Genomic DNA, 26,157 nt, shown 5'->3' with positions numbered 1-26,157 from the left:
AAGCCGCTAGAAAGCGGCTTTTTTAATAATATTTTATAAAGAATTATTTAATCTTAGCTTCTTTATACATCACGTGCTTTCTTACCACGGGATCAAACTTCTTAACTTCTACCTTTTCAGGATGAATACGCTTATTTTTAGTAGTCGTATAAAAATGACCTGTTTCTGCTGAAGATACTAATTTAATTTTTTCTCTCATAAGTTACTCCCTATACCTTTTCGCCGCGTCCACGGATTTCTGCTAAAACTTCATCGATCCCTTTCTTATCGATGATACGAAGACCCCTAGCACATAGCTTTAACTTAACAAAGCGGTTTTCAGCTTCGACCCAAAAACGGTGTGTGTGAAGATTTGGATAAAAACGACGACGCGTTCTATTGTTAGCATGTGAAACGTTATTTCCACTTATTGGTCGCTTACCAGTTACTTGACATACTTTTGCCATAACGACTACCTTAACAAAATTCTAAAAAAGGGAAATTATACGCAAAAATTTGCGGTTTTTTTATATAAATTTGATTTACTTTATTGATAAAAACTGTATCATACCCATCTTCTGGAGGGATGGCAGAGTGGTCGAATGCACTGGTCTTGAAAACCAGCAAGGGTTAATCCCCTTCCAGGGTTCGAATCCCTGTCCCTCCACCATCTAAACCCCTATACTAAAGAACCCCAAAAAAATTGTTGCCTTAAAATGTTTCTAAATAGGGTTATTTTTATCTAATTAGAGCAACATTAGGGCAATATTTTCAATATTAAAATTGCAAGATTATTTTGCAATCAATTCTTGTCTTCACTTAATTAACGAAATTTGGACTTTGGTTCAAGTCACAATAAACAAAAACAATTCATGATTTTAATAGCGGCAAGTTTGGTTACTTAGAAAAATTTGTATTAAAAATATAATCTGTTACTTATGGCTCAGAAACACTCAAATACAATTTTGGTATATCAATTCCTATCTTCCATAAAAAAGGATCAGGATAAGCAGCTTCCCCCCAAGATAGAAACTCAATAAAATTGATATTATCTTGTTGAAAATTAAGCTGGTACAGAGTTTTATTTGTAACAGTGAAAGTCTCATTTAAAGCAGTCGTCATTAGTAATTTTGCAGAATTTTCACAAGCTGTTGCGAATGAATTATCCATCTTTAAAAGGTTCACAAAAAAATTACCATTTTTAATGAAGCCGTAATCCTGCCTATCACCTTCTGCATCCGTTTGATTTGCATTAGTATCAGGGTGGTGGCACATACCAAGCTTCCAATCATCTTCTCGCGAAAGGTCATTCAAAATCTCATAGGTCCATTGAGGCGTTCCTGGTGAAGTGTTACACTCCATCAGATATGCATCTGCACCTACTACTGCTTGAGCATGATCTAAAAACAGCGTGTCATTATTATTTATAGTGGTTGGCCCAGGGAGACTTGACCAGCAATGTTTGCCTAGATTATAGCCTGTATATGGGTTACCACTTTCGATTGTATTAGTGGTTTCAAAGGAAATCTTAGAGCCAAACTTATTACTAATAACAACCGCTACATAATCATAACTACCTGGCTTAATTGTTAATATATCAGTATTAATGGGGCTAGAAGTAAACTTTTTAATAGTGTGCTCTATGCCCTCAGTTGAATTCACAATAAATTGACAAGAACTTAAATCATTATGAGAAGTATCTTGTTTACATAAACCTATCTTATAAATTTTAATCCAGGTTTCTAGAGGGTCTTCATTACAGGCACGGTCGAGAGAGCCCCCATCCACATTTCTGACAACTGCTCCGTTAACATCTCCCGGAGCATCAAGGGTTATAATTTTACCAGAGGCATCCTTTACACAACCCCATTGATCATGATTCGCATTTGCAACTGTTGAGGTGAGAGTTAAGATTAAAAAAATACTAGATACTAATAGCCTTAAATACATGATTTTTATGTTAAAAAAAAGTATTGTAATCCATAGCTAGGGAAAGATAAACATCATAATGAACTACATATGTATAAATAATAATTTATAGCTATACATACCAACTTCAGAGCAACCATCCCTCCCATATTTATTCAGACTTTGAAGGCTATGGGGGGGGGAGGCTCATTGAGCTCGGCTAACTATTAATAATCCCTCCCTCACAGATGAAACGAAGTTTGGACTTTAGTTCAATCTGGAATATAATTCTATCATGCAAAAATTAACACAACAAAAAGTCAATGAATTCAAATCTCAAGGCTTTCTCGTATTAGAAGACTTTGTTAGCTCAGGAGTATTGTTAGAGCTTAAAGAATCACTCAATAACATCTTTAAAGAAATTGATAAAGAATCGAATAGAGTTAAGCAATCATATAACAATAAGCATTATGGTGATATTTCAAAAGCTGGTCGAAAGTTTATTAAAAATCAAAGTAGCTATTATCCTGCAATTCAGAAATACCTTAAAAGCAAACCTATAAAGGAAGTTGTTACAAAGTTACTTGATGGCGATGCATTTATTTTCAATGAACAATTCGTAATGAAAGAGCCTAACACGCAGTCGAGTTTTAATTGGCATCAAGATTCAGGATACATAAATTTTGACCGCAAGCCTTATTTGACAACTTGGCTGGCGCTTGATGATACCCATTCATTGAATGGACCTTTATCGGTTATTCCTACAAATATAGGGACCACTGCAGAAGTATTAACTCACCAATGGTCAGACAAATCAAAAGACCTATTTATTGAGGTTGATGAAGCCAAAGCAAAGACTTTGCATGTTGCTGCAGGGGCTCTTGTGGTATTTTCTAGTCTTACGCCTCATGCCTCTGGAGCAAATCAATCATCCAAAACAAGAACAGCTTATCTAGCTCAATATTCATCGGAGCCAATTATCGATCCAAATACAGGTTTAAATAGAAATCAAGCAATTCAAATTTAAATTAATTACTAATTTGAAGTTATTGAAGGCCCTCTATTGAACTCAGCTAACTATTAATAATCCCTTCATCACACATCAAACGAAATTTGGACTTTAGTTAAAGTTGATATACAATCTTAAGATGACTGAAAAAAAAGGTTTAAAAGATGCGTATTCATTGAAAACTCCTGAGGATTCAATAAATTTATATAAAACTTGGGCATCTACATATGATGATGATTTTGCCAAGCAAAATGACTACCGCTCTCCGATAGAAATAGCTAAATATTTTGCTAAATATTCTAATAATAAAGATACTCCTATCCTTGATGTTGGTGCAGGAACAGGTCTGATTGGAGAATGCTTAAACCAGAGTGCAAGCGAAATAGATGCTATTGATATTTCTCCTGAAATGCTAGAAATTGCTAGAGTAAAAAATTGTTATTCAAAAATAATCGAGGCAGACCTAACGAAAAGATTATTGATAAATGATAATCATTATGGAGCAATTGTAAGTGCAGGAACTTTTACTCATGGGCATGTTGGGCCAAATGTATTAGATGAGCTTTTAAGGGTTACTCGCTCTGGTGGTCTTTTTGTTTTTACGATTCACTATAAGTTATTTAAAAAGGCTGGTTTTGATAAAAAATTTATAGAAATTAAAAAAAATATTACTAAGCCAATTTTCCATGAAGTAGATGTTTATGGAAATAATCCAGATAAAGACCATGGAAGTGACCAAGTAATTATCACAGTATTTAGAAAAAAATAAGTATTAAATCCCCATATAATAGAATTTTTATTTGATCTGACTATTATCTCATATGCTGATAAATTCATTAAAAATTTCAAAAATAAGTTGTTTTTTATCCTTAATAGTTATGATTACTATTAACTCAAAAGCGATTGCTGTTGAAGACCTATCGTTCCCATTTAATGCTGATAGTGGTAAATACTGGCAGTACACTAGTGATCGAGTAATGGGCGGGGTATCGGATGGCCAAGTAACACTTGAACAAGATGGAGAAACCTATTATGCAAGACTTACAGGCAATGTTAGTACGGCAAACAATGGTGGCTTTATTCAGTTTCGCTCTGGGGTCTCATTTGCAAGTTCTGAAAAGGAAGGTAAAAACCTTCAAGGTGTTAGACTCAATGTAAGAGGCAATGGGGAAACTTACTATATTCACATTCGAACCAATGAAAGCTGGTCTCCATCAGACTATTATGCTACAACTTTCATAGCGAATGAACAATGGCAAATGATTGACCTGCCCTTTAATAAATTCGAACGAAGATGGTCAAAAGACTCAGCCTTGGATCCAAAAAAAATTAGAAGATTTGGTATTGTGGCCTATGGCAAAGATTTCATAGCTGATGTCTCAGTCTCAACAATAGAGTTTTACTATTAGAGAATAAATATATGAAGACAAAAGCGAAAGTTGTAGTTATTGGGGGAGGAATTGCGGGCTGCTCCACCTTATATCACCTTACTCAAGAGGGCTGGTCTGACGTTGTTCTTGTCGAACGTAATGATCTAACTAGTGGAACAACTTGGCACTCTGCGGCACAGGTTACTAATTTTGGCATGAACCAAACAATGGTTGGCTTAAAAACACATTCAATTAAATTATACAAAGAATTATCTGAAGATCCAGATCACCCAATCAACTACAATTACGGTGATGGAGGAATAAGACTTGCGAGTACAAAAGAACAAATACAGGGCTACCATCACTTCGCTTCAATGGCTCGAGGTATGGATGTTGATTTTGAAGTAATTGATGCAAAGGAGTGTCAACGACGTCATCCATTGATCTCAACAAAAAATTTAATTGGTGGATTATGGGACCCACTAGATGGAGATATAGATCCATATCAATTGTGTCACGCATTGACCCGAAAAGCGCGTCAAGCTGGTGCAGAAGTTTATACAAATACCCCTGTCATTGGCCTAAAACAATATAAAGATGGCACTTGGAAAGTAACCACTGAAAATGGTGATATTGATTGCGATATTATTGTTAATGCCTGCGGCTATAGAGTCAATGAAGTCGGCGCAATGATGGGAGTTCATCATCCTGTAGCGTCGATGGAGCATCAATATTTTTTAACAGAAGATATTCCTGAAATAGCTGAGGCAGGTCACCGCATGCCCCTACTTCGTTGCCCAATATCTGACTATTATTGTCGACAAGATAAGGGTGGGCTTTTGATTGGTTTTTATGAACAAAAATGTAAGACATGGGGAATGGATGGCATTGATCCAAACTTTGTAAATGCTCTCTGTCCAGATGATTTAGAGAGAGTGACTGATGTTTTGGATGGGGCATTTGAGCGCATGCCAGCTCTTATGAATGCTGGAATCAGAAGCATCATTAATGGCCCAATTACCTACACAATTGATGGCGCTCCACTGGTTGGAAAAATTCCAGGCAAGGAGAATGCTTTTTGCATTATTGGTCTTCGTGCAGGACTAGGTGAAGGTGGTGGACATGGCTGGCTTCTCGCTCAGCAGATTGTGCATGGTGAGGCTTGCTATGATACCTGGTGCCTTGATCCTCGAAGATTTACAACTCATGCTAATGTTGAGATGACCTCTCTAAAGGCCATTGAAGACTACCAAAACGAATTCCGTTTTCACTTTCCGCATGAGCATCGCCCAGCTGCTCGCAATGCGAAAACTACTCCTCTTACCCCAGTAATGGCAAAAGAAAATGCAGAATTCACAGTCATTAATGGATGGGAGCGTGTGGAATACATAAAACCATCTGAGGACTTTCATCCTTCGCTTTCATTTCACTTTGATGAAGCATTTGATATTGTCGCAAATGAAGTAAAAAATGTCCAAAATAATGTGGGACTCACCGAAGTCAATGGCTTTAACCGTTTTGAAATTAGTGGCTCAGATGCCGAGAGTTTTATTGATCGAATGTTTTGTGGCAATATTACTCACAAGATAGGTCGGGTTGGATTAGGTTACCTTCTTAATGACTTTGGAATGATAAAAAGTGAAGCAACAATTTCTAATCTTCCATCCTCAGATCGAGGTCCAAAAAGAATCTGGTATGGCTCAGCTGCAGCATCTGAGTTTCATGACATGGATTGGCTAAAACAACACTTAAAAGCCGATGAAGAGGTTGAAATTAAAAGTCTAACTAATGACCAAACTATTCTTCTTTTAGCAGGACCAAATGCCAGAGAAGTTCTATCTAGTTGTAGTCGTGAAGATTGGAGTAAGGAGGCCTTTCCATGGCTTAGTGTCAGGGAATGTTTCATAGGCTTTTCTCCAGCCACCGTAATGTCAGTAAGTTTTTCAGGTGAGCTTGCTTATGAAGTGCATGTCCCAAATGCATTTCTGTATGCAGCCTATCTATCAATCTCTAATGCAGGAAAAGGGTTTGGAATGAAGCTGTTTGGGTCTAGAGCTGTAGAGTCCATGAGATTGGAAAAAGGATTTTTAGCATGGAAGTCAGATTTATTAACTGAATTTGATCCCTTTGAAACTGGTCTCGAACGTTTTGTTAACCTAAAGAAAGATAACTTTATTGGTAAAGACGCATTACAAAATCGCATTAAAAATAGCCCAAAACAAAAACTTGTATGTCTCAAAGTTGCTTGTAAGTACGCTCCTGCTTATGGTGGAGCCTCAATTATGGAGGATGGTAAAGTCATTGGAACAATAACTTCAGGTGATTGGGGACACAGAGTAAACCTTAACTTAGCATACGCATTTGTAAATTCAGAAAAATCAGAGCTGGGAACTCAAATGCTGCTAGATTTATTAGGAGAAATGATCTCAGTGGAGGTTATTCCATTTGGACCATATGATAGTAACTTCAGTAGAATCTTATCTTAATAAAAAATACCCATCTTAGAATACCTACTAGGACATATCTACGCTTCGTTATATTGTTTTTTTAGCTCTGTTAATAATTGAATAACATGGCTATACCCACTTGGACCTAAACCGGCAACTACAGCATCTACCACAGGTGAGATATAAGAAACATGGCGAAAAGATTCACGTAAATGTGGGTTGGAAATATGCAACTCTATTTTGAAACCTGAAAAAGATTTTAATGCGTCATGAATTGCAATCGAAGTGTGGGTGTAAGCTGCTGCATTAATAACAATAGCATCGATTTTTTCTTTGATTGCATGCTGAATCCATTCAACTATTTCGCCCTCATAATTTGACTGCATAAATTTAACAGAATGGCTATCTTTTAAGCCTTGCTCTATACATTTTTTTTCAATATCACCCAATGTTTCGCTGCCATAAATTTCTGGCTCCCGCGTTCCAAGAAGGTTTATATTAGGTCCATTGATTACGTAAATATTCATCTAATTATGGTTTAGTTTTTCATGAATTGCTCTAATAGCTAGTTCATAGCTATGAACGCCAAGGCCACATATAAATCCGACTCCACTTTTTGAAACTATTACAGGCTCAGAGATGCCCTCGTTATCATGGAAAATATTTGTAATATGCACCTCAATCACGGGTTTATTTTTAAGGGTATCAGACTTTATATTTGAAGCATAGGCATCTAAATCAAAAGTTGATTCATGCGAGTACCCAACAGGGTTGATAATTAATGCATCACACTCTGTTATTCCTTCAACTATTTTTTTTGTCAAAGTAGCCTGATCATCAGTTTGAAAAAAATCTAGCTCCATGCCTAATGATTTGCACGTCTCCAAACATTTGTTTTGCAACTTTTCCAAGGTCAGATGCTCATAACCATAATCATTAAAGTTACTTAAATCGGAAAGCCCAGGGCCATTGATTATTAGTAATTTATTGTTATTCATTAACTGGTTAAATTTAATTTATTAGACTAATATTATACTTTCCCAATGAAGACATGTATGACGATTAAAAATAGAGAGTATTTTTAAGTTAAATACTAATATTGAACTAATGACTCTACTAAAGGCCTGAAGTATGAAAATTGTGGATGAGACTTTGAAGGATCTTTAGCTTCCTCATCCCAGTAACGTAGTTTTATGCAATCATCCAAATAAATATTTTTTTCAAACTCTTTAACTTCATCTTTACTCATTGGGCCACCTTGCAAATTAAGAGTGTGTATTGAGGCTTGTGTAAGACGTTCAAAATAGTCTGACTTAACAGAACATAGATAGCGCTTTGCAGAAACATGTTGACGTATTGGCTCAACAACTGATGTTGGAAAGTAGTCTTCTAAAAAATTAGCGCCCGCTTCTTCATGAAAATTGTTCATACCCTTGGCTAGTACTGACTCAGGTATTTCATTTTTATAGTGCCCTATATCATGAAGGAGTGCTGCAACAATTAGACTGGCATCTGCACCAGATTGCTCAGCGCACTGTGCAGCTTGAAGCATATGCTGGGCCATTGTTACGTCTTCACCTAAATAGGATTCAGCACCACGCCTCTTAAAAACATCTTCGATATGATTTACAATATTATCACTATTAATCTTAGTCATTATTTCGATTTTCTAGAATATTAAGAAGACTATAAAGGCCATCTAAATCTGTATAAGCACCCTGTAAATGGCGCTTACCTTTATCAGAAAAAGCGGTCCTTGCATGCATCACTCTAGTGTTGTCAAATATAATTATTTCCCCAGGTACTAACTGAAATATAACCTTTAACTCATCTCTCTCTATTACCTCTCCCCAGTGCCGATATGCCAAATAAAATGGGCGAATCTTCTCTGAAGGCAGGTTAATTGTATCGATAGATCGATTGTTATATCTCACCTTGATAACTTCATGATTATCATTAACTTCTATCATTGGCACTCTAGACCTAAGATCTGTTTTATCATCAGAAAAACGAAAATTAATCCAGTTATTTGTTAAATTTTCAAAATTTTCACTGCTTTCTTCTCTCAGTTTTTTTGCCGCATTAAAGCCATCCACCAAAACTGACTCTCCACCCTGTGTTGAGCTTTCAAGGCAATGTAAAAGCTGTACTGTTGGAACAGGGTCTCGATACGGATTATCAGTATGGGAGCCAAGACCCATATTAGTATAAGCAAGATTATTTGGTTTTACTTCAGTTCGAACTTCAAATAATTTTCCATAATTTGTCTCTCTAGTAAATCCTAATTGAGAAATTACAGATTGAACAAGCCCTTCTTTGATAGAAGCATCTTCGATAATGCAAAAACCCATATCTCGAACTGCACGCAAAACCTCTAGCCTACCTTCATCGGTTTCTTGAAAATTTTTATACTTGGTCCTAGGCATGCCATCTTTAAAGCTATTTTTTTGCCACAAATGTTTGTTTTTTTCACTTCTATCATCGAAATGATTATTAAGGTTATAACAGTTTATCCATAGCCAGTTCTGAGAAAAGATAGACCAATAATTTTCAGGCATAAACCGAATATGTAGATCACCTCTTTCATCTTGCTTAACCTCTTCAATAGAGGTATTTTTGGGTATGTTGATAACACTAAATAATCGCTGCCCATTATTAGCATTTCTTGATTGAGGCATTTGGCAATGATCTCTTAGCCAATGACTATAGAGATTACTTTGACTGCCATCTTGCCAATCAATCACTAGCTCATCATTAGCGAGATGAAACTTTTTAATCTGATTAATAGAATTATCACTTTTCATTAGAATAAGGCCATTCAACTAAAGGAATTATAATTACGAACAGTAAAATTATTACATCATTGAGCTCTTAGTTTTATCCTGCTGCCCAAAAAAAGAAACCTCTTTTGGGTACTCTGGTAACTCTACACTATAACTTGAGCACCTTACTGTATCCGTCTTTATACCTCTAACTATCATTCCATCTAAGTCACTTGGCAATGGGTTTTCAGTTAACGGTATTGCATCTTCTGCAGTATAGCTAACAATATATAAAGATCGTGGAAATTTTGTTCGATTCGAACTAGAGCCATGCAATAGTTTAGAGTGCATCAAGCAAGCTGAGCCCGCCCTTCCAGTGCAACTTACGGTTTCACCTTTATTAGCTAACTCAATTTCAGAACCCACCGCCCCAGTAAAAACTCCATCATGCCACAAAGAATAAAGAGGCCCATTGTGTGAACCTGGAACAACTTCAAGTGGCCCATTTTCAAGTGTAACGTCGTCTAGAAAAAAAAGAACCGTCATGATATCTTCGTTTGAATGGGGCTCAAAAGGAAAATCTTGATGAAACTTAACTTCTGTCCCTGAGCTGGGTAATTTGAGATTTAGTTTATTCGTCCAGTGCTTAATATTAGGCCCAAATATATCAGCAACAAGATCTAATGCACTATTGTCTTTAACAACATCAAGGCAAGAATCTGATATTTCTGCTGGTGATGTAATTCTTCTTAAGGCCGGCGTATCTGCGCTATGGCTTTTTGTATCAACATCAAAACGTGGCCTACCATCCTTAATCTTACCAAAAGACTCTGAATGAAGTTTGCTTTCATCAACCCAAGATAATAATTGATTATTAACTGCTAATAATTGAGGCTCTGTAAGAGCTTTTTCAAGAAATATATATCCATCTCTATGAAATTGATCAATTAAATCTTGGTTTTTTAAAGTATTTTTAGTTTGCATTTAACACCTCCAAATCGAATTATGTACTAAATTTAAGAAAAAATAAAGAAAAATTTAATACAACTTAAGAAAGAATATAAAATCTTATGTCATGGAATTCTTATTTGAAAATTTAAACTTTATGCACTGGCTGATTCTTGGCATTGCTTTAATAATTTTAGAGCTATTTGTCTGGACAGTATTTCTACTTTGGATTGGCTCATCAGCAATTACTGTTGGTATAATTTTCTTTCTGCTTCCTAATGTTTCTGGTTTATTACAGCTGCTGATTTTTATAGTTCTTGCAGTTGTGGCAACTCTTTTATCAAAAAAATACTACCCTGTAAAAACAGTAGATGAGCAGCTGCATGATAAAGCAAAGAAACATATTGGGAAAGAATGCATGATAGTATCTATCGAGGATGAAGTCGCTAAAGTCCAGATAGGAGAGTCTCTTTGGTTTGCTAAAGGTTCAAATCTTAGCGCTGGACAATCAGTAAAAATTATTGGTGTCGAGTCTTCAACCTTTATTGTTGAACTGTCGAAATAACGACTTACATAAATAAATATTACGTTTCATAATAACTGGATTAGTTGATGCCATATTGAGATCTATAGCGCTCAATTCTTAGAACAGTGCCTTCATCTTTTGAATCCTTTAAATAGTCAACAATGTGAGACAAGTTAATAATACTTAAAACCATAATTCCAAAAATTTCTTCAACCTCTTGAATCGCTGAAAGCTCTCCATTTCCTTTTTCTTGACGATCTAATGCAACTATGACTCCTTTTGTTTTAGCGCCATTGGCGGTGATAATATCTTGCGCTTCTCGGATTGCAGTGCCAGCTGTAATAACATCATCAATGATGAGAATATCGCCCTCTAATGAGTGCCCAACGATACTTCCTCCCTCACCATGATCCTTGACTTCTTTGCGATTAAAGCAATAAGGAATATTCCTTCCAAGGCTATCATTAAGGGCAATTGCAGTTGTTGTTGCTAATGGAATTCCTTTGTAAGCAGGTCCAAAAAGTACATCAAACTCCAGGCCACTTGCTTCAATAGCTTGAGCATAAAACTTTCCTAACTGAGATAAGTGACTGCCTTTATTAAAAAGCCCCGCATTAAAAAAGTAAGGACTAATTCGCCCAGATTTAAGAGTGAATTCACCAAACTTGAGTACCCCAGTTTCTAACGTAAAATCTACAAAATCCTTTTGATACTGTTCCATTGGTTATTCCTAAACTATTAAAATAAGTGCAATGAGAATTATAACAATTAATGTTAACGGTATTAGAGCTGCTGAGCGAAAAGGTCTGTTTAGCTGGCTCAAGACAAAGAATGCTGATGTCGTTTGCCTTCAAGAAATTAAAGCGCAAGAGGATCAGCTAGATGAAAAGTTCTACCCAGAAGGAATGAATACCTATTACCATAGTGCAGAGCGCAAGGGTTATAGTGGGACGGGGCTATACTGCAAAACTAAGCCTGATAAGATCTCTTATAGCCCCTGGGAAGATATGAATTTGGAAGGAAGGATTATTCAAGCTGATTTTGGAGATTTAAGTGTTCTCTCAATTTATCTTCCATCAGGGTCGTCAAAAGAAGAGAGGCAAGCATTCAAAATGGAATTTATTACTAACCGCTTTATGCCTCATTTAAAAAAGCTTCAAAAAGATGGCAGAAAATATATTATCTGTGGTGATTGGAATATCGCGCATAAAAAAATTGACCTAAAAAACTGGCGGCCTAACCAAAAAAATTCTGGCTTTCTCCCAGAAGAGAGAGAGTGGCTTGATACACTTTATGATGATGTTGGCTTCATCGACTCTTTTAGAGAAATCAACCAAGAAGAATATCAATACACTTGGTGGTCAAATAGAGGACAGGCATGGGCCAATAATACAGGCTGGCGACTTGACTACCAGGTAGTCAGTAGCAATTTAGCTGGCCTTGCCAAATCATGCGAAATATATAAAGAGCAGCGTTTTTCTGATCATGCTCCGCTAATCATTGATTACCAACTATGACAGAAGTAAAATATTTACGAAAAATACAGAGCTTTGTAAGGCGCTCAGGAAGAATCTCCAAGGCTCAATCTATTGGTCTTAATGAGCTATGGCATGATTATGGCGTTGATCTTAATGAAAAAAAACTTGATTTTAATAAACTTTTTCTATCAAAAAATAACGTCACACTTGAAGTTGGATTTGGAAATGGTGACAGCCTACTTGAGATGGCAATCGATCAGCCTAATCAAAACTTTTTAGGGATAGAGGTTTATGAGGCTGGCGTTGGAAGGCTTATTAATGAGGCTAATAAGAATAAACTTAGCAACCTCAAAATTATCAAGGATGATGCGGTAGAGGCTCTAACAAACAATATTTTAGATGACAGTATTTCACATTTTCAGCTATTCTTTCCTGATCCTTGGCACAAAAAGAAACATCATAAGCGTAGAATTGTTCAAATAAGCTTTTTGGACCTTCTATCCAACAAACTTAAAAAAGATGGTATTGTTCATATAGCTACCGACTGGGAGAACTATGCTGAGCATATTATGGAGTTGCTAGAATCACATTCACACTTTAAAAACTGTGCTGGTGTCCATATGTATTCTTTAAGACCAAAAAATAGGCCTTTAACTAAATTCGAAAATCGAGGTCAAAAATTAGGCCATGGGGTTTGGGACATAATTTTTACAAACATAAAAGGAGGTTAAATGTTATTTCCTATATTTGTTGTTGTCACACTTGCTGAAATCTATGTTCTGGTAACTGTAGGTCAAGCTATTGGTGGACTTTCAACAGTACTACTTGTGATTATTACTGCATTTATTGGCTCTCGTCTTCTGAAACAACAGGGCTGGTCAACTATGGCAAAGGCTCAACAAAGTATTGCTGAAGGAAGGACTCCTGCAGTAGAGATGTTTGAGGGGGTTGTCATTTTAGTATCTGGTGTTTTGTTATTAACACCTGGGTTTATTACCGATATTCTGGGCTTGCTTGGCTTAATGCCCTGGAGTAGAAGCTATTTCATAAACCACTTTTTAGAAAAAAATGCAGAGCGCGTCTTTAGTAAAAAAAAATCAGCCTTTATCAATAGAGGCGAAACTAGTGAAACAAAAAAAACTAACAAAGATGAGACTATTGAAGGTGAGTTTTGGGAAGATAAATAATTTAAACTTTTTTTTGATTTAGTAAAACTACTCTTCAATATGCAAAATAAAAGAACTCTCGATGATTGGCTGAATTGGCAAGAAACATTAATGGAGGAAACCATTGTTTTAGGCCTTGATAGAGTTCAAATTGTCTATGATCTGCTGTTTCCAAGTGGAGTTCCATATGCAGTTATTACAGTAGCAGGAACAAATGGGAAAGGCTCTACCGTTTCTTTTATTGATAGTATTTATCATAAATCAAAATACAAGGTTGGTCGCTCTACCTCGCCTCACCTATTAAAGTATAACGAACGCTTTGCGATTGATGGTAAGGAAGTTTCTGATGAATTAATCATAAAAGCGTTTGAATTAATTGAGACAAAAAGGGAAGGTGTAACGCTCACATATTTTGAATTTTCAACACTTGCAGCTTTAATTATATTTGCAGAAGCTAGTGTGGATCTTGCAATTCTAGAAGTTGGTCTTGGCGGAAGACTTGACTCTGTGAACGTGGTTGATAGTGATGTAAGCATTATCACAAATATTGCAATTGATCACACAGACTACCTAGGCGATACAAGAGAGGCGATTGGCAGGGAAAAAGCAGGGGTGATGCGAACCGCAAAACCATGTATTTGTGGTGATCAAGACCCGCCTCAAAGTTTATTGTCATACGCAAAACAAATCAAAACTCCCCTTACCCTTATCTCTGAAAGTTATAAAAATGAAATAGGTCTAGAAGGAGCGCATCAAAAGCTTAATGCTGCTGTCGCAGTTAAGGCCATTGAAAGTCTTGCAGATCGTTTTCCAGTATCCATCTCTATGATTACTGAAGGGGTTAAAAAAGCTAGAGTCGCAGCGCGATTTGAAAAAATAACTATAGGCGATAAAACAGTAGTTCTTGACGTGGCACACAATCCAGCAGCAGTAGAGGCTCTTATAAATACATTGTCAGAAAACCCAATGGAAACCGTCGCCATTTTTTCAGCACTGGCTGATAAAAACATTGTTGATATGATTGAACTCGCCTCTGGAGCCATTAAACATTGGTTTTTAGTTCCAATTTCAGCGGAACGATCAATCGATTTAGAGTCTCTAAAAAATAAGTTTGATGAGCCTGAATCGACCACTATCTGCCTTAATATGAATAGTGCGATTAGCCAATCACTTGAACTGAATGAAATTAAACGTATTGTTATTTTTGGCTCTTTTTATACAATTACTGATGCATTCAAAATCATAAAAAAGTTTAACGTTAATAGTTTCTGGAGTTAACGACAAACCATAAGAAACTGTTGTAAAATTACACCTATCTATCAGGGGGCTCATGGGCAATTTTTTTGACAATGTTTGGAGTGCTATAAGTTTACTGGCTTGGTCAGACTGGCTTACCTTGATTATTCTAATTATTTTTGTAGTTAGGGGCTTTATTCAAGGACTTGCTAGGGAAATCATTAGCTTTATTTTTGTTATCTTTGCAATTATCTTAGCTTGGCTATATTACGACTCGTTTGCAAAGACTTTCCTAAGTAGCTGGATTAGCCCAGACAACCAATCTATTTTTGCCTTATCTTTTGGTGGTATATTCCTTAGTATTTGGCTTATCAAAAAAGGTTTTTATAGGCTTACTGAAGCCTCTTCAAATAATGATAATCCAAACGCTCTAAATCGGCCTTTTGCGGTTACAACAATATTAGCAATTACTGCAGTAATAAGCTTTAACTATCGAGGGGCTGTAGCTGAATTTCAAACAATTGAATCACTAATAGCGAACGACTCATTGCGAAATTTTATTACATTTGCTATAGTTTTTGCAATTTTAGTAATTGCGCTAATTGCCTTATCAAAACTCCTTAACATTAAAATTGACTCAGAAAACCCCTCTCTTATGGCACCGGTTTATGACAGCATTATCAGAGTCTTGAGCTCACTTGATACTCTCATCAATGCTAGAAATGTTGGTGGAATAACTAATAATTTCCTTGGTGCATTTTTAGGGTTATTTAAAGGTGGCATTTTTGTTCTAATCATTGTATTAATCCTTCAAAGCATGACTTGGGTCACTCAAAACCATGCATGGGTTGAAACTAGTGGCGCTCTAAGAACATTTCAAGATTGGTCGGTTGATGTAAAGCCTGTATTGTCTAAACATTTATTATTTATTGAACTTGAGCCCGGCGATAAAATTGTCGAGTTCATAGAAAGTGAGATTACAGGGGATTAACTTATGTGCGGCATTGTTGGAATACTATCAACTACAAAAAAAGATGTGAGTCTTTATATTTATGATGCTCTCACAATTATTCAGCACCGCGGTCAAGATGCTGCTGGAATAACAACTGCCAGTAAGGGTCGTTTTTATATGCGCAAAGGTAACGGCCTTGTTCGTAATGTTTTTAGAACAAAACATATGGAAAAATTAATTGGTGATATGGGGATTGGTCATGTCCGTTATCCTACAGCTGGGAGTTCTTCTGAAGCAGAGGCGCAGCCTTTTTATGTAAATTCACCTTATGGAATAGCATTTGCACATAATGGAAATCTGACCAATGCAGAGTCATTAGCAAGTGAACTTTTTGAGCAAGATCTTCGTCATATTAATACAAATTCAGACTCAGAAATATTACTCAACATACTCGCGAGCGAAATAGCTGAAGAGCAAAAACATCGAATTAATGAAAATGATATTTTTAATGCAGTAACAAAACTTCATAAAAGAGTAAAGGGAGCTTATGCGGCTATTGGAATGATTCCAGGCTATGGTATCTTTGGATTTAGAGATCCCCATGGAATAAGGCCTTTAATCCTTGGAGAAAGAACTACACGAAATGGCACTAAGTATATGCTGGCCTCAGAAAGTGTCGGCCTTACAGCACTTGGCTTCAAAATTACCCGAGATGTAGAGCCTGGTGAGGCCATTGTGATTGACCGTAAAGGTAATGTTCATTCTCAGCAGTGCTCAGATAATTCAATATTATCACCTTGCATATTTGAATTTGTTTATTTTGCAAGACCTGATTCAATTATCGACAAAATTTCAGTTTATAAATCACGCCTCAGGATGGGCGAAAGACTTGCGATTAAAATTAAGTCTGAGTGGCAATATGAGGAAATTGATGTTGTAATGCCTATTCCTGATACCTCGAGAACATCGGCTCTTCAAGTCGCTAATGAGTTAAATTTAAAATATCGAGAAGGCTTTATAAGAAACCGTTATATTGCTAGAACCTTTATTATGCCTGGACAAAAACAAAGAAAAAAATCTGTTCGTCAAAAACTAAGTGCGATTGAACTCGAATTTAAAGACAAGAATGTACTTTTAGTTGACGACTCTATTGTTCGCGGAACAACAAGCCAGGAAATCGTTCAAATGGCAAGAGCTGCTGGTGCAAAAAAAGTTTTCTTTGCTTCCGCCGCGCCTCCAGTTAGATATCCAAATGTTTATGGAATTGATATGGCTAGTAAAAATGAGTTTGTCGCCCACAATAAAACAACAGAAGAAGTATGTAAAACTATTGGCGCTGATAAATTAATTTATCAAAATCTTGATGACTTAATTTGGTCAGTTCAACAGGGAAACCCTGATATTAAAAGTTTTGACTGCTCATGTTTTGATGGCAACTACCTCACCAAAGACATAGATGAGCCTTATCTTAATAACCTTGAAGCTCAAAGATCCGACAATGCCAAACTGGGTAATATTTCCAATGAAAGCTCAGAATTAATCTACAATGATGCTGACTAATTGAGCATAAATTATGAAAGACCTTAATTTTCAAACAAAAGCAGTTCGCGAAGGACATCATGCAACAGAGGAGCAAGAGCATTCTGAAGCTATCTTTTTGACTTCGAGTTATAGATTTAAGAGTGCTGAACAAGCTGCTGATCGCTTTGAAAACAAACAAAAAGGTAATGTTTACTCGAGGTTTACTAACCCAACAGTTGACGCCTTTCAAAATAAATTAGCTGCTTTAGAAGGTGCAGAAAAGTGCCAGGCAACTGCTAGCGGTATGTCTGCCATCTTTGCAACAATTATGACTCTTCTTAAGCCCGGAGAGCACATGGTGGCCTCTCGATGTATGTTTGGAACAACCATAGTTCTTCTAAATAGTATTATTGAAAAGCTTGATATTCAAATTACTTTTGTTGATTTAGGGGATTTAGATGGATGGAAAAAAAGTGTTCAAAAAAATACCAAATTATTTTTATTAGAAACACCATCAAACCCACTTGGTGAAGTTGTTGATATAGAAAAGCTTGCAGCTATATCAAAGAAAAACAATATTGTATTAGCTGTTGACAACTGTGTCATGACGCCTGCGCTTCAAAAGCCACTGACTTTAGGAGCTGACCTGGTCATTCACTCTGCCACTAAATATATTGATGGGCAAGGTAGATGTCTTGCAGGAGCTGTTGCGGGAAACGGGTCAATAATTGATCAAATAAGTGCGTTTACTCGAAGCACTGGTCCAACCTTAAGTGCATTCAATGCCTGGATTGTCCTAAAAGGTTTAGAAACACTCAAGATAAGAATGGATGCACACTGTAGAAGTGCAAAGAAATTAGCTGTTTGGCTTAGTGACCAATCTTTCATTAAAAAAGTTCACTACATTGGCCTTGAAAACCATCCAAATCATGAAATTGCAAAAAAGCAGCAAACAGGCTTTGGTGGAATAGTTTCATTTGAGGTTAGTGGCGGCAGAGCCGAAGCTTTTCGTCTAATAAATAATACTAAGATGATTTCAATTACTGCAAATCTTGGTGACACTAAAACTACCATCACTCATCCCTCTTCTACAACTCATGTTCGACTCTCAGATGAAGAGAAACGACAAACTGATATCACTGAAAACCTTATTCGTATATCAGTAGGGCTAGAAGATATTGGTGACATTATTGCTGACATTAGGCCATAAGTTGAATTTCAATAGTAATTTAACTATGATAAAATTCTATCAGTACTTGATTTATTGGACTTTATGAAGCAAAACAACTTTTCTTATGAGGATTTAATTACCTGTGGTAAGGGCGAACTTTTTGGCCCTGGCAATGCCCAGCTTCCCAAACCACCTATGCTGATGTTTGATCGCATTACCAATATTACTGAAACTGGTGGAGAATATGGTAAAGGTGGAATGACTGCAGAACTTGATATTAATCCAGATTTATGGTTTTTTGATTGTCACTTTAATGAAGATCCAGTAATGCCTGGTTGTCTCGGTGTAGATGCAATGTGGCAGTTAGTGGGTTTTTATTTAGGCTGGCTTGGCGGACCAGGAAGAGGTCGAGCACTTGGTTCTGGACAAATTAAGTTTACTGGCCAAGTCTTACCAACAAGTAAAAAGGTTACTTACAATATAAGTCTGTCTCGAGTTATTGCGAGAAAACTCTATATGGGTATTGCAGATGCAACCATGGAAGTAGATGGGAAAACTATCTTCGAAGCAACAAACCTTAGGGTAGGATTATTTACTGATACATCTTCCTTCTGATGAACAGAGTAGTCATTACAGGAATGGGTATTGTTAGCAGCTTAGGCTCCAACAAGTCCGAAGTTCTTAAATCCTTAAAGTCTGCTAAATCTGGAATAGTATTTAGTGAAAAATATTCAGAAATGGGTCTTAGGTCTCATGTTCATGGTGCAATTGCAGAGGTCGATACTAGTGATGTTATTGATCGAAAAATGCTGCGATTTATGGCTGATGCGGCGATATTTAATGCAATCGCACTCCATGAGGCAATCAAAGAATCTGGATTAAGTGAAGAAATGATTTCGAATGAAAGAACTGGTTTAATTATGGGTTCTGGTGGAGCTTCAAATCAAAATATTGTTGAAGCTGCTGATATTTTAAGAGAAAAAGGCATCAAAAGAGTTGGCCCATACCGCGTCCCAAGAACTATGGGTTCTACCACTTCTGCCTGCCTTTCCACACTCTTTAAAATAAAGGGAATAAATTACTCAATCAGTTCTGCTTGCTCTACCAGTGCGCACTGTATTGGTAACGCTATGGAGCAAATTCAACTTGGCAAACAAGATGTTGTGTTTGCTGGAGGGGGAGAAGAACTTGATTGGTCTTTAACTATGTTATTTGACGCTATGGGTGCCCTTTCTTCAAAATATAATGACACTCCTGATAAGGCATCACGTGCTTTTGATACAGATCGAGACGGATTTGTAATATCTGGAGGTGGCGGAGCCCTTGTGCTTGAGTCTTTAGACCATGCAGAGGCTCGAGGGGCAACTATCATTGCAGAGTTAGTTGGCTATGGCGCTACTTCTGATGGTTATGACATGGTCGCACCATCAGGTGAAGGTGCTAAACGCTGCATGCAGATTGCTACTGATGGGCTTAATGGTTCAATTGATTATATTAATGCTCATGGAACATCAACACCAGTTGGCGATGTTAAAGAGTTAGGTGCAATCAAGGAGGTATTTGGTACTACCTCAACGCCTCTTATTGGTTCAACTAAATCTCTTTCGGGTCATGCGCTGGGAGCAGCTGGAGTTAACGAATCTATTTATTCACTTTTGATGCTTCAAAATGATTTTGTTGCCGAATCTGTGAATATAGAAAATCTTGATGACGCAGCAATAGGCTTACCAATTGTTAGGAAAACGAAAAGCATTAAACTAAATCGCATCCTCTCAAATAGTTTTGGTTTTGGTGGGACAAATGCGTGTCTTGTTTTCGAAAGATTTAGCAAATAAAGTTATTTTTACGGTCTAGCATCAATCTCTTTTTTCTCTTTTTCCGAAGGCAGCATGTCTTCTTTGGAAATTCCCATCGCAAGAATAGTTGAACTCGCAACATAGATTGAAGAGTAGGTACCAATTACCACACCGATAAGAAGTGCACCAGCAAAACTATGAATCACCTCTCCCCCTAGATAAAATAGAGCAAAAAGAACAAGTAAAGTTGTGAGGGATGTCATTAATGTTCGTGATAAAGTTTGATTAAGAGCCTCATTAATAATTGATCCAGGCTCCACTTGGCGACTTGCAAGAAAGTTTTCTCGAATTCTATCAAAAACTACGATCGTATCATTAAGAGAATAACCAATTACTGCAAGAATAGCAGCCAATACTGTCAAATCAAATTCAATTTGCAGTAATGAAAACACTCCTAACGTAATAATCACGTCATGAATAAGGGCCGCAATGGAGCCTAGAGCAAAGCGATACTCAAATCTAAAGGCAACATAAATTAAAATTCCAATAAGTGCATAAAGCATTGCCAGGCCGCCATCATTGGTTAGCTCTTCACCAACCTTTGGCCCAACAAATTCAACTCTGCGAACATCAATTCCCTCACCAAGCATTCTAATAATTGATGAACTGAGTTTTGCACTTGAAGTAGCTTGTGGCTCCAACTGAATAAGAACTTCAGTATCTGATCCAAAATATTGAACATTAGCACCTTTGAAATCCGCAGCAGCAAGCTTTGAACGAATACCTTCAAGATCAGCTGATTTTTCATAGCCTAATTCGATTAATGTACCACCAGTGAAGTCAATACCAAATTTGAGACCTTGAAATCCTATTGAAGCTATAGAGACAATTAATAAAATTGCAGAAAAAATCATCGCATATTTGCGTCTACCTACAAAGTCAATAACTGGAATATTTAATGATCTAAGACTCATATTGCCAACTCCTTATCTTTCTTTCCACCGTAAATAAGATTGATCATTGCCCTAGAGACAATAATTGCTGTAAACATAGAGGTAATAATTCCAATTGAAAGTGTAACAGCAAAACCTTTAATTGCTCCTGTACCAAAACTAAATAACACCAAGGATGCTATAAGGGTTGTAATGTTCGCATCAGCAATAGTCAACAGTGCTTTCTCATAACCTGCAGAAATTGCTTTTTGAATATCTTTAGCTGAGCGCATTTCCTCTTTGATGCGTTCAAAAATTAAGACATTAGCATCAACCGCCATACCAACTGTCAAAACTATACCTGCTATTCCTGGTAAGGTTAAAGTTGCCTGAATCATAGATAGTATTGAAACTATAGTGATTAAATTTAATGTTAAAGCCACATTTGCAACCAAGCCAAATACACGATATCGCCACGCCATAAATACCAACACTAAGGCAAAACCAACTAAAACAGAAATGAATCCTTTTTGAATATTATCAGCACCCAAGCTTGGACCAATTGTTCGCTCTTCAATAATTTCAACCGGAGCTGAAAGCGAACCTGCTCTTAATAGTAATGCTAAGTTTCGCGCCTCTCTAGAGCTGTCTAAACCAGTTATCTGGAAACGATTAGAGAAGGTTCCTTGAATTGTTGCTGCATTAATAATATCTTGCGTCTTACTGCGCTTCTTCACTGCAACACCATCCTCAATAATTGTTTCTACTTGATTTTCAATAAAAACAACAGCCATTCTATAGCCTATAAATTCTTTAGTAGTTTCCAGCATGGTTCTTCCACCAGAACTATCTAAAACAATACTAACTTGTGGCTGATTATCTTGATCAACACTAGAAGATGCATCTACTATATTTTCACCCGTTGCTATAACAGTTGTTTTGAGTAGTAAAGGTCTTCCATCTTTAAACTTATAAAGCTTTGAGCCCGATGGTGTTTTTCCTGATTGGATGGCAGTTTGAACATCATTTTGCTCGTCAACTAACCTAAACTCAACTGTTGCTACAGCTCCTAATATTTCTTTGGCTCTGGCCGTATCCTGAACTCCAGGCAACTGAACAACAATTCTTTCTGTGCCCTGTTGCTGAATTATCGGCTCAGCAACACCTAGCTCATTTACTCGATTACGAAGGGTAGTAATATTTTGTTTTAGTGCACTAGATTTTGCTGTAGATTGAGCACTTGATGAAACTTCAAGACCAAACTCTAGCTCTAACTCACTACCTTCAACAATTACCAAATCAGGCAAATCATTTTTTAAAACCTTTTTTGCCTTGTTCTTAAGATCTTCACTCTTGAAGCTTACAACTAACCTATTATCTTCTTTGCGAATTTTTTTATACAGCTTATCCTTACGTAAAGCAGTTCTTAGCTCATTGTAATAACGATCTAAAGAGGTTGAAACTACTGCCTCCATATCTACTTCAAGTAAAAAATGAACGCCTCCTCTGAGATCAAGCCCTAAAGACATTGCCTTACCACCCAGATTCCCAAGCCATTGTGGAATTGACGGAGCAAGATTAAGAGCAACCACATAATTTCTGCTTAGTGAGTTCTTTAAAAGTGTCTTAGAAGAAAGCTGTGATTGGGAGTTGTTAAAACGAACTAGAATATTATTGCTATCAATCTTTATAGATTTAAAGTCAACATTATTTTCTGTCAGTGTACTACTTATAGACTCTAAATCACTATCTTCAACAATATAGTCGCCCGTTCCCGTAATCTGAATCGCCAAATCTGAACCATACAGATTTGGCAATGCATATAGAGTTGAGAGGAATAAGAAAAATACAATAAGTGCATTTTTCCAAGCTGCGTAATGATTCATATTGAGTTTTTATATATTATTTTTCTATCTCTTTTTTGCCGATTGCTTTTGTTTTTTTAGCTTTGGGGATTGCTTTTTCCTTAGAACCTGACTTAGTCATAGATTTTGCGCTTCCCTTTGGCATCTTTTGATTAATGCCCTGTTTTTGTAATTTAACTATAACTCCTGAAGCAATCTCTACTTCTGCAAAAGACTCATCAACTGCAGTAATTTTCCCAATGACACCGCCATTAGTAACAACTTCATCGCCTTTTTTTAAGGCTTTTAATAGGGTTTTGTGATCTTTAGCTCTTTTTTGTTGTGGTCTGATTAATAAAAAATACATCAGTACAAACATTGCTATCAGAAATAGTTCTGGTGGTAAATTCATTTCTCACTCCAAATTAATAAAGGGGTTATTTTATCTTAGTTGAGCCGCCCATGTAGACCTGTAAGACTTTTGGTATTGTAATACTGCCATCCGCATTTTGATAGTTTTCTATCACCGCAACCAAAGTTCTGCCAACTGCAAGTCCTGAGCCATTTAAAGTATGTAAAAACTCTGACTCTTTGGTGTCTGAGTTTTTCCAACGAAGCTGCATTCTTCTCGCTTGAAAAGCTTCAAAACACGAACATGATGAAATTTCGCGATATGCAGACTGGCCAGGAAGCCACACCTCTAAATCATAAGTTTTGGCTGAAGAAAAACCTAAATCACCAGTACACAATGAAACTTTTCGGTAGGGTAACTCTAGTAGCTTTAGTATGCCCTCTGCATGCGCTGTAAGCTCCTCAAGAACATCGTAAGCATCACTAGGTTTAGAGATTTGAACTAATTCAACTTTTTCAAACTGATGCTGACGTATTAATCCCCTAGTATCTCTTCCATATGATCCTGCTTCAGATCTAAAACATGGCGTGTGTGCTACAAACTTTAGAGGCAAATCAGACTCTTTTATAATTGAGTCGCGCACAATGTTGGTTACTGGAACTTCAGCAGTTGGAATTAAGTAAAGTGATTTCGCATCACCCTCTTCTCCATGGAGATGCGTTTTAAATAAGTCGGCTTCAAATTTTGGTAATTGACCAGTGCCCATCAGAGAGTCTGCATTTACCAGGTAAGGAACATACGTCTCGGTGTAACCATTAACCTCCGTATGATGGTCAAGCATGAACTGAGTGAGTGCTCTTTGAAGTTTTGCAATCTTACCAGTCATAACAACAAATCTAGCACCTGAAATCTTCGTGGCAGCAGCAAAGTCGATGCCATGCATTTCGCCTAAATCCACATGATCCTTTGGCTCAAAGTCGAATTTTTTGGGCTCCCCCCACTTAAGAACTTCAAGGTTGTCATCCTCACTAAAACCTTCAGGAACTGAAGGATGAGGTAAATTAGGAATTGCCATGGCAATCTCATCAATCTTAAATTGGAGTGCATTTAATTCGGATTTAGCACCATCAAGGCTCTCTCCAAGACTAGAAACTTCATCTAACAAAGGCTTAATGTCTTCTCCAGAAGCTTTCGCTTGACCTATTGCTTTTGATTTAGTATTACGTAAATTTTGCAGCTCTTGTGTGTGAACCTGGATCACTTTCCTTTGATCCTCAAGCTTATTAAACTCATCAACATCAAACGTAAAATTACGCCTTTTAAGTTGCTCAACAACAAAATCAATATTTCCTCTTAAAAGCTTGCTTTCTAACATTATATAAACCTAAATTATTTTAGATAAATTATACAATATCCTATGCTATAAGAGGGATTGATGCTTTAAGTTGACTTAAAAATGCAACACCTTAACTAACTGAGTCATTAATACTGGTACTTAACTTCCAAGTTAACTCTTTGGTACTGGTCAAACAAACTTAGCGCACGGTTTGGCTTAGCATCAGCATATGTGACGCCCAATGAAGCTTTCCAGTGATCATTAATATCCCAGTCAAGTCCAGCTGAAGTTAGTGAAAGATCATTGTTTGATAATATTATATGGGAGGTATTCCAGCTCCAGTCTGAATCACCAAACTTGTCATTTACTCTTGCCATATATGTCGTACTATTTTTATCTGCACTGACACTTCCTGTTAAAGTCGGTGTTAGATAATCACTGTAGAAATCTAATAGGTACTGAGAGTTAACTGAAATCAAGATCGTTCTATCATTTTTTTGAATATCAAAAGCCAAGTCCCAATCAATTCTATCTACCTTTACAAATTGTCCTGAACGGTTTTGCTGCAAGTTATGTTTATAGGCAACATCAAATTTAAGCAAATAATCATCAAAGGCTTTATTCATTCCAAGCCCTAATAATTGATATGGTGTTGCATAAACCAACCCATCTGTTAGGTTAATGATTGCATCATTAGGAACTAGCTGACCAGCATAAAAAGCCATATCACTTCCTTCCCCACTTATTCCATAGCGCAATCCAAATTCATCATAGCTATCATTTTTAAGTGTCATTAATGTGCTTTTTGCAATTCTAGGATTTGTATTATAAAAAAAACTTAAATCACTATCTTCAAAGTAACGAGTAGAGCTCAAAATCCATTGGGAAATCATGGATGGGTCTGTAAGCCCTCCTGAAGGATTAATTACGTCAAGTGCGCCGCCCTCAAGCTCACCCCAGCCAATAGTATATCGACCTAGCTTAGCACTCCAGTCATCAAAACTAAATTGCAAAAATGCCTTCTCTACCTCAATATCACTGGCCTCAATTACGTTGTTGCTATCACTCGGCCAATATTTTATTGCTTTAATTTCTACTTCGCCATAACCTGAGTTAAAAACAGAGCCACTTGTTCCTAACCTCAACTCAGTTCTTTCCATAGCAGTGCTATAACTATTTGCAGGATTAACACCATATTTCTGCGAAACACTTAAGTCCAGCCAAGAAAAAGATTTTTCTAGATTTATGTCATTATCACCAAAGACATCACTGTCATCATCCCACTCACCAAACTCTTCATCAGAATCGTCAAATACTAATTCATCGTCAAATAATAATTCGTCCTCAGCAATAGAAATGGAGTTAATTCCAAAGCTAATAATTAAAGCAATAATTCCTTTATAGATAAAATTTAACATACTCAG

At 36.7% G+C, this 26,157-nt stretch carries 28 protein-coding genes and 1 tRNA gene; 15 read left to right on the top strand and 14 right to left on the bottom strand.

From position 1 onward, the window contains the following. Positions 1-43 precede the first annotated feature (43 nt). Together rpmG and rpmB are read right to left on the bottom strand one after the other, a co-directional pair. Complete coding sequence (rpmG, locus tag ABXT51_RS01090) at positions 44-199, bottom strand: 50S ribosomal protein L33 (RefSeq protein WP_271556915.1); 156 nt, start codon at positions 197-199, stop codon at positions 44-46. A gap of 10 nt (positions 200-209) precedes the next feature. Further along, a complete protein-coding gene (rpmB, locus tag ABXT51_RS01085) occupies positions 210-446 on the bottom strand; it encodes a 50S ribosomal protein L28 (RefSeq protein ID WP_271556916.1) in 237 nt (78 codons plus the stop codon). Between the two features lie 113 nt (positions 447-559). Here rpmB and ABXT51_RS01080 point away from each other — a divergent pair. Then, positions 560-649, top strand: a tRNA-Ser gene (locus tag ABXT51_RS01080). 266 nt (positions 650-915) lie between these two features. Here the strand turns inward: ABXT51_RS01080 and ABXT51_RS01075 are convergent. Then, positions 916-1,929, bottom strand: a complete 1,014-nt coding sequence (locus tag ABXT51_RS01075; protein WP_416695762.1) for a hypothetical protein — start codon at positions 1,927-1,929, stop codon at positions 916-918. Positions 1,930-2,182: 253 nt separating this feature from the next. Between ABXT51_RS01075 and ABXT51_RS01070 the strand changes: the two genes are divergently transcribed. The 4 genes from ABXT51_RS01070 (at position 2,183) to ABXT51_RS01055 (ending at position 6,752) form a co-directional block, all read left to right on the top strand. Next, positions 2,183-2,914 (top strand): phytanoyl-CoA dioxygenase family protein, encoded by a 732-nt coding sequence (locus ABXT51_RS01070; protein ID WP_416695761.1) that lies wholly within the window; start codon positions 2,183-2,185, stop codon positions 2,912-2,914. Between the two features lie 121 nt (positions 2,915-3,035). Then, positions 3,036-3,665 carry a class I SAM-dependent DNA methyltransferase gene (locus tag ABXT51_RS01065; RefSeq protein WP_416695760.1) on the top strand — a complete coding sequence of 210 codons (630 nt, stop codon included), beginning with the start codon at positions 3,036-3,038 and terminating at the stop codon, positions 3,663-3,665. Between the two features lie 52 nt (positions 3,666-3,717). Then, positions 3,718-4,305 carry a CIA30 family protein gene (locus tag ABXT51_RS01060; protein ID WP_416695759.1) on the top strand — a complete coding sequence of 196 codons (588 nt, stop codon included), beginning with the start codon at positions 3,718-3,720 and terminating at the stop codon, positions 4,303-4,305. An 11-nt stretch (positions 4,306-4,316) separates the two neighbouring features. Beyond that, positions 4,317-6,752, top strand: coding sequence for a GcvT family protein (locus ABXT51_RS01055; protein WP_416695758.1), 2,436 nt, complete (start codon positions 4,317-4,319; stop codon positions 6,750-6,752). A gap of 38 nt (positions 6,753-6,790) precedes the next feature. On the opposite strand, the gene ABXT51_RS01050 is transcribed toward ABXT51_RS01055, so the two are convergent. From ABXT51_RS01050 to ABXT51_RS01030, 5 genes are all read right to left on the bottom strand, one after another. After that, positions 6,791-7,240, bottom strand: a complete 450-nt coding sequence (locus tag ABXT51_RS01050; RefSeq protein WP_271556920.1) for a type II 3-dehydroquinate dehydratase — start codon at positions 7,238-7,240, stop codon at positions 6,791-6,793. Continuing rightward, positions 7,241-7,711, bottom strand: coding sequence for a type II 3-dehydroquinate dehydratase (locus ABXT51_RS01045; RefSeq protein ID WP_416695757.1), 471 nt, complete (start codon positions 7,709-7,711; stop codon positions 7,241-7,243). Between the two features lie 95 nt (positions 7,712-7,806). Next, the gene (locus tag ABXT51_RS01040; RefSeq protein ID WP_416695756.1) at positions 7,807-8,370 is read right to left on the bottom strand and encodes an HD domain-containing protein; all 564 of its coding nucleotides are present in this window, start codon (positions 8,368-8,370) and stop codon (positions 7,807-7,809) included. Then, entirely contained in the window at positions 8,363-9,517 is a 1,155-nt protein-coding gene (locus ABXT51_RS01035) for a gamma-butyrobetaine dioxygenase (RefSeq protein WP_416695755.1), read from the bottom strand. The genes ABXT51_RS01040 and ABXT51_RS01035 overlap by 8 nt, the downstream gene beginning before the upstream one ends. Before the next feature lie 51 nt (positions 9,518-9,568). After that, the gene (locus ABXT51_RS01030) at positions 9,569-10,459 is read right to left on the bottom strand and encodes a phytanoyl-CoA dioxygenase family protein (RefSeq protein WP_416695754.1); all 891 of its coding nucleotides are present in this window, start codon (positions 10,457-10,459) and stop codon (positions 9,569-9,571) included. Positions 10,460-10,580: 121 nt separating this feature from the next. On the opposite strand from ABXT51_RS01030, the gene ABXT51_RS01025 reads away from it, so the two are divergent. After that, on the top strand, positions 10,581-10,988 hold the full coding sequence (locus ABXT51_RS01025) for an NfeD family protein (RefSeq protein ID WP_416695753.1): 408 nt from the start codon (positions 10,581-10,583) through the stop codon (positions 10,986-10,988). Positions 10,989-11,028: 40 nt separating this feature from the next. Here ABXT51_RS01025 and pyrE read toward each other — a convergent pair whose 3' ends face one another. Continuing rightward, positions 11,029-11,670 carry an orotate phosphoribosyltransferase gene (pyrE, locus tag ABXT51_RS01020; protein WP_416695752.1) on the bottom strand — a complete coding sequence of 214 codons (642 nt, stop codon included), beginning with the start codon at positions 11,668-11,670 and terminating at the stop codon, positions 11,029-11,031. Positions 11,671-11,701: 31 nt separating this feature from the next. Between pyrE and ABXT51_RS01015 the strand changes: the two genes are divergently transcribed. The 9 genes from ABXT51_RS01015 (at position 11,702) to fabB (ending at position 20,308) form a co-directional block, all read left to right on the top strand. Then, positions 11,702-12,466, top strand: coding sequence for an exodeoxyribonuclease III (locus ABXT51_RS01015; RefSeq protein WP_416687326.1), 765 nt, complete (start codon positions 11,702-11,704; stop codon positions 12,464-12,466). Beyond that, positions 12,463-13,158, top strand: coding sequence for a tRNA (guanosine(46)-N7)-methyltransferase TrmB (gene trmB / locus ABXT51_RS01010; protein WP_416695751.1), 696 nt, complete (start codon positions 12,463-12,465; stop codon positions 13,156-13,158). Before ABXT51_RS01015 ends, trmB begins: the two co-directional genes overlap by 4 nt. Beyond that, positions 13,159-13,614, top strand: a complete 456-nt coding sequence (locus tag ABXT51_RS01005) for an FxsA family protein (RefSeq protein WP_416687320.1) — start codon at positions 13,159-13,161, stop codon at positions 13,612-13,614. A 39-nt stretch (positions 13,615-13,653) separates the two neighbouring features. Then, complete coding sequence (locus ABXT51_RS01000; protein WP_416695750.1) at positions 13,654-14,871, top strand: bifunctional folylpolyglutamate synthase/dihydrofolate synthase; 1,218 nt, start codon at positions 13,654-13,656, stop codon at positions 14,869-14,871. A gap of 52 nt (positions 14,872-14,923) precedes the next feature. After that, complete coding sequence (locus tag ABXT51_RS00995; RefSeq protein WP_416695749.1) at positions 14,924-15,820, top strand: CvpA family protein; 897 nt, start codon at positions 14,924-14,926, stop codon at positions 15,818-15,820. A 3-nt stretch (positions 15,821-15,823) separates the two neighbouring features. Next, positions 15,824-17,341, top strand: coding sequence for an amidophosphoribosyltransferase (gene purF, locus ABXT51_RS00990; RefSeq protein ID WP_271556769.1), 1,518 nt, complete (start codon positions 15,824-15,826; stop codon positions 17,339-17,341). A gap of 13 nt (positions 17,342-17,354) precedes the next feature. Beyond that, a complete protein-coding gene (locus ABXT51_RS00985; protein ID WP_416695748.1) occupies positions 17,355-18,512 on the top strand; it encodes an O-succinylhomoserine sulfhydrylase in 1,158 nt (385 codons plus the stop codon). A 63-nt stretch (positions 18,513-18,575) separates the two neighbouring features. Next, positions 18,576-19,088, top strand: coding sequence for a 3-hydroxyacyl-[acyl-carrier-protein] dehydratase FabA (gene fabA / locus ABXT51_RS00980; RefSeq protein WP_416695747.1), 513 nt, complete (start codon positions 18,576-18,578; stop codon positions 19,086-19,088). Further along, positions 19,088-20,308 carry a beta-ketoacyl-ACP synthase I gene (fabB, locus tag ABXT51_RS00975; RefSeq protein WP_271537337.1) on the top strand — a complete coding sequence of 407 codons (1,221 nt, stop codon included), beginning with the start codon at positions 19,088-19,090 and terminating at the stop codon, positions 20,306-20,308. Before fabA ends, fabB begins: the two co-directional genes overlap by 1 nt. A gap of 8 nt (positions 20,309-20,316) precedes the next feature. On the opposite strand, the gene secF is transcribed toward fabB, so the two are convergent. The 5 genes from secF to ABXT51_RS00950 all read right to left on the bottom strand — a co-directional run bounded on the left by secF (position 20,317) and on the right by ABXT51_RS00950 (position 26,151). Next, a complete protein-coding gene (gene secF, locus ABXT51_RS00970; RefSeq protein ID WP_416695746.1) occupies positions 20,317-21,243 on the bottom strand; it encodes a protein translocase subunit SecF in 927 nt (308 codons plus the stop codon). Beyond that, a complete protein-coding gene (gene secD / locus ABXT51_RS00965; RefSeq protein WP_416695745.1) occupies positions 21,240-23,087 on the bottom strand; it encodes a protein translocase subunit SecD in 1,848 nt (615 codons plus the stop codon). Before secD ends, secF begins: the two co-directional genes overlap by 4 nt. A 16-nt stretch (positions 23,088-23,103) precedes the next feature. Further along, complete coding sequence (gene yajC, locus ABXT51_RS00960) at positions 23,104-23,457, bottom strand: preprotein translocase subunit YajC (RefSeq protein WP_271537331.1); 354 nt, start codon at positions 23,455-23,457, stop codon at positions 23,104-23,106. 25 nt (positions 23,458-23,482) lie between these two features. Then, on the bottom strand, positions 23,483-24,772 hold the full coding sequence (gene serS / locus ABXT51_RS00955) for a serine--tRNA ligase (RefSeq protein WP_416695744.1): 1,290 nt from the start codon (positions 24,770-24,772) through the stop codon (positions 23,483-23,485). 107 nt (positions 24,773-24,879) lie between these two features. Continuing rightward, on the bottom strand, positions 24,880-26,151 hold the full coding sequence (locus ABXT51_RS00950; protein WP_416695743.1) for a Tat pathway signal protein: 1,272 nt from the start codon (positions 26,149-26,151) through the stop codon (positions 24,880-24,882). Positions 26,152-26,157: the final 6 nt, after the last annotated feature.

This window comes from Candidatus Pseudothioglobus sp. Uisw_050_01 (assembly GCF_048085775.1).
GTDB lineage: Bacteria > Pseudomonadota > Gammaproteobacteria > PS1 > Pseudothioglobaceae > Pseudothioglobus.
Note: the sequence above shows the minus strand (reverse complement) of the source record. Positions and strands in the feature narration are given on the sequence as shown.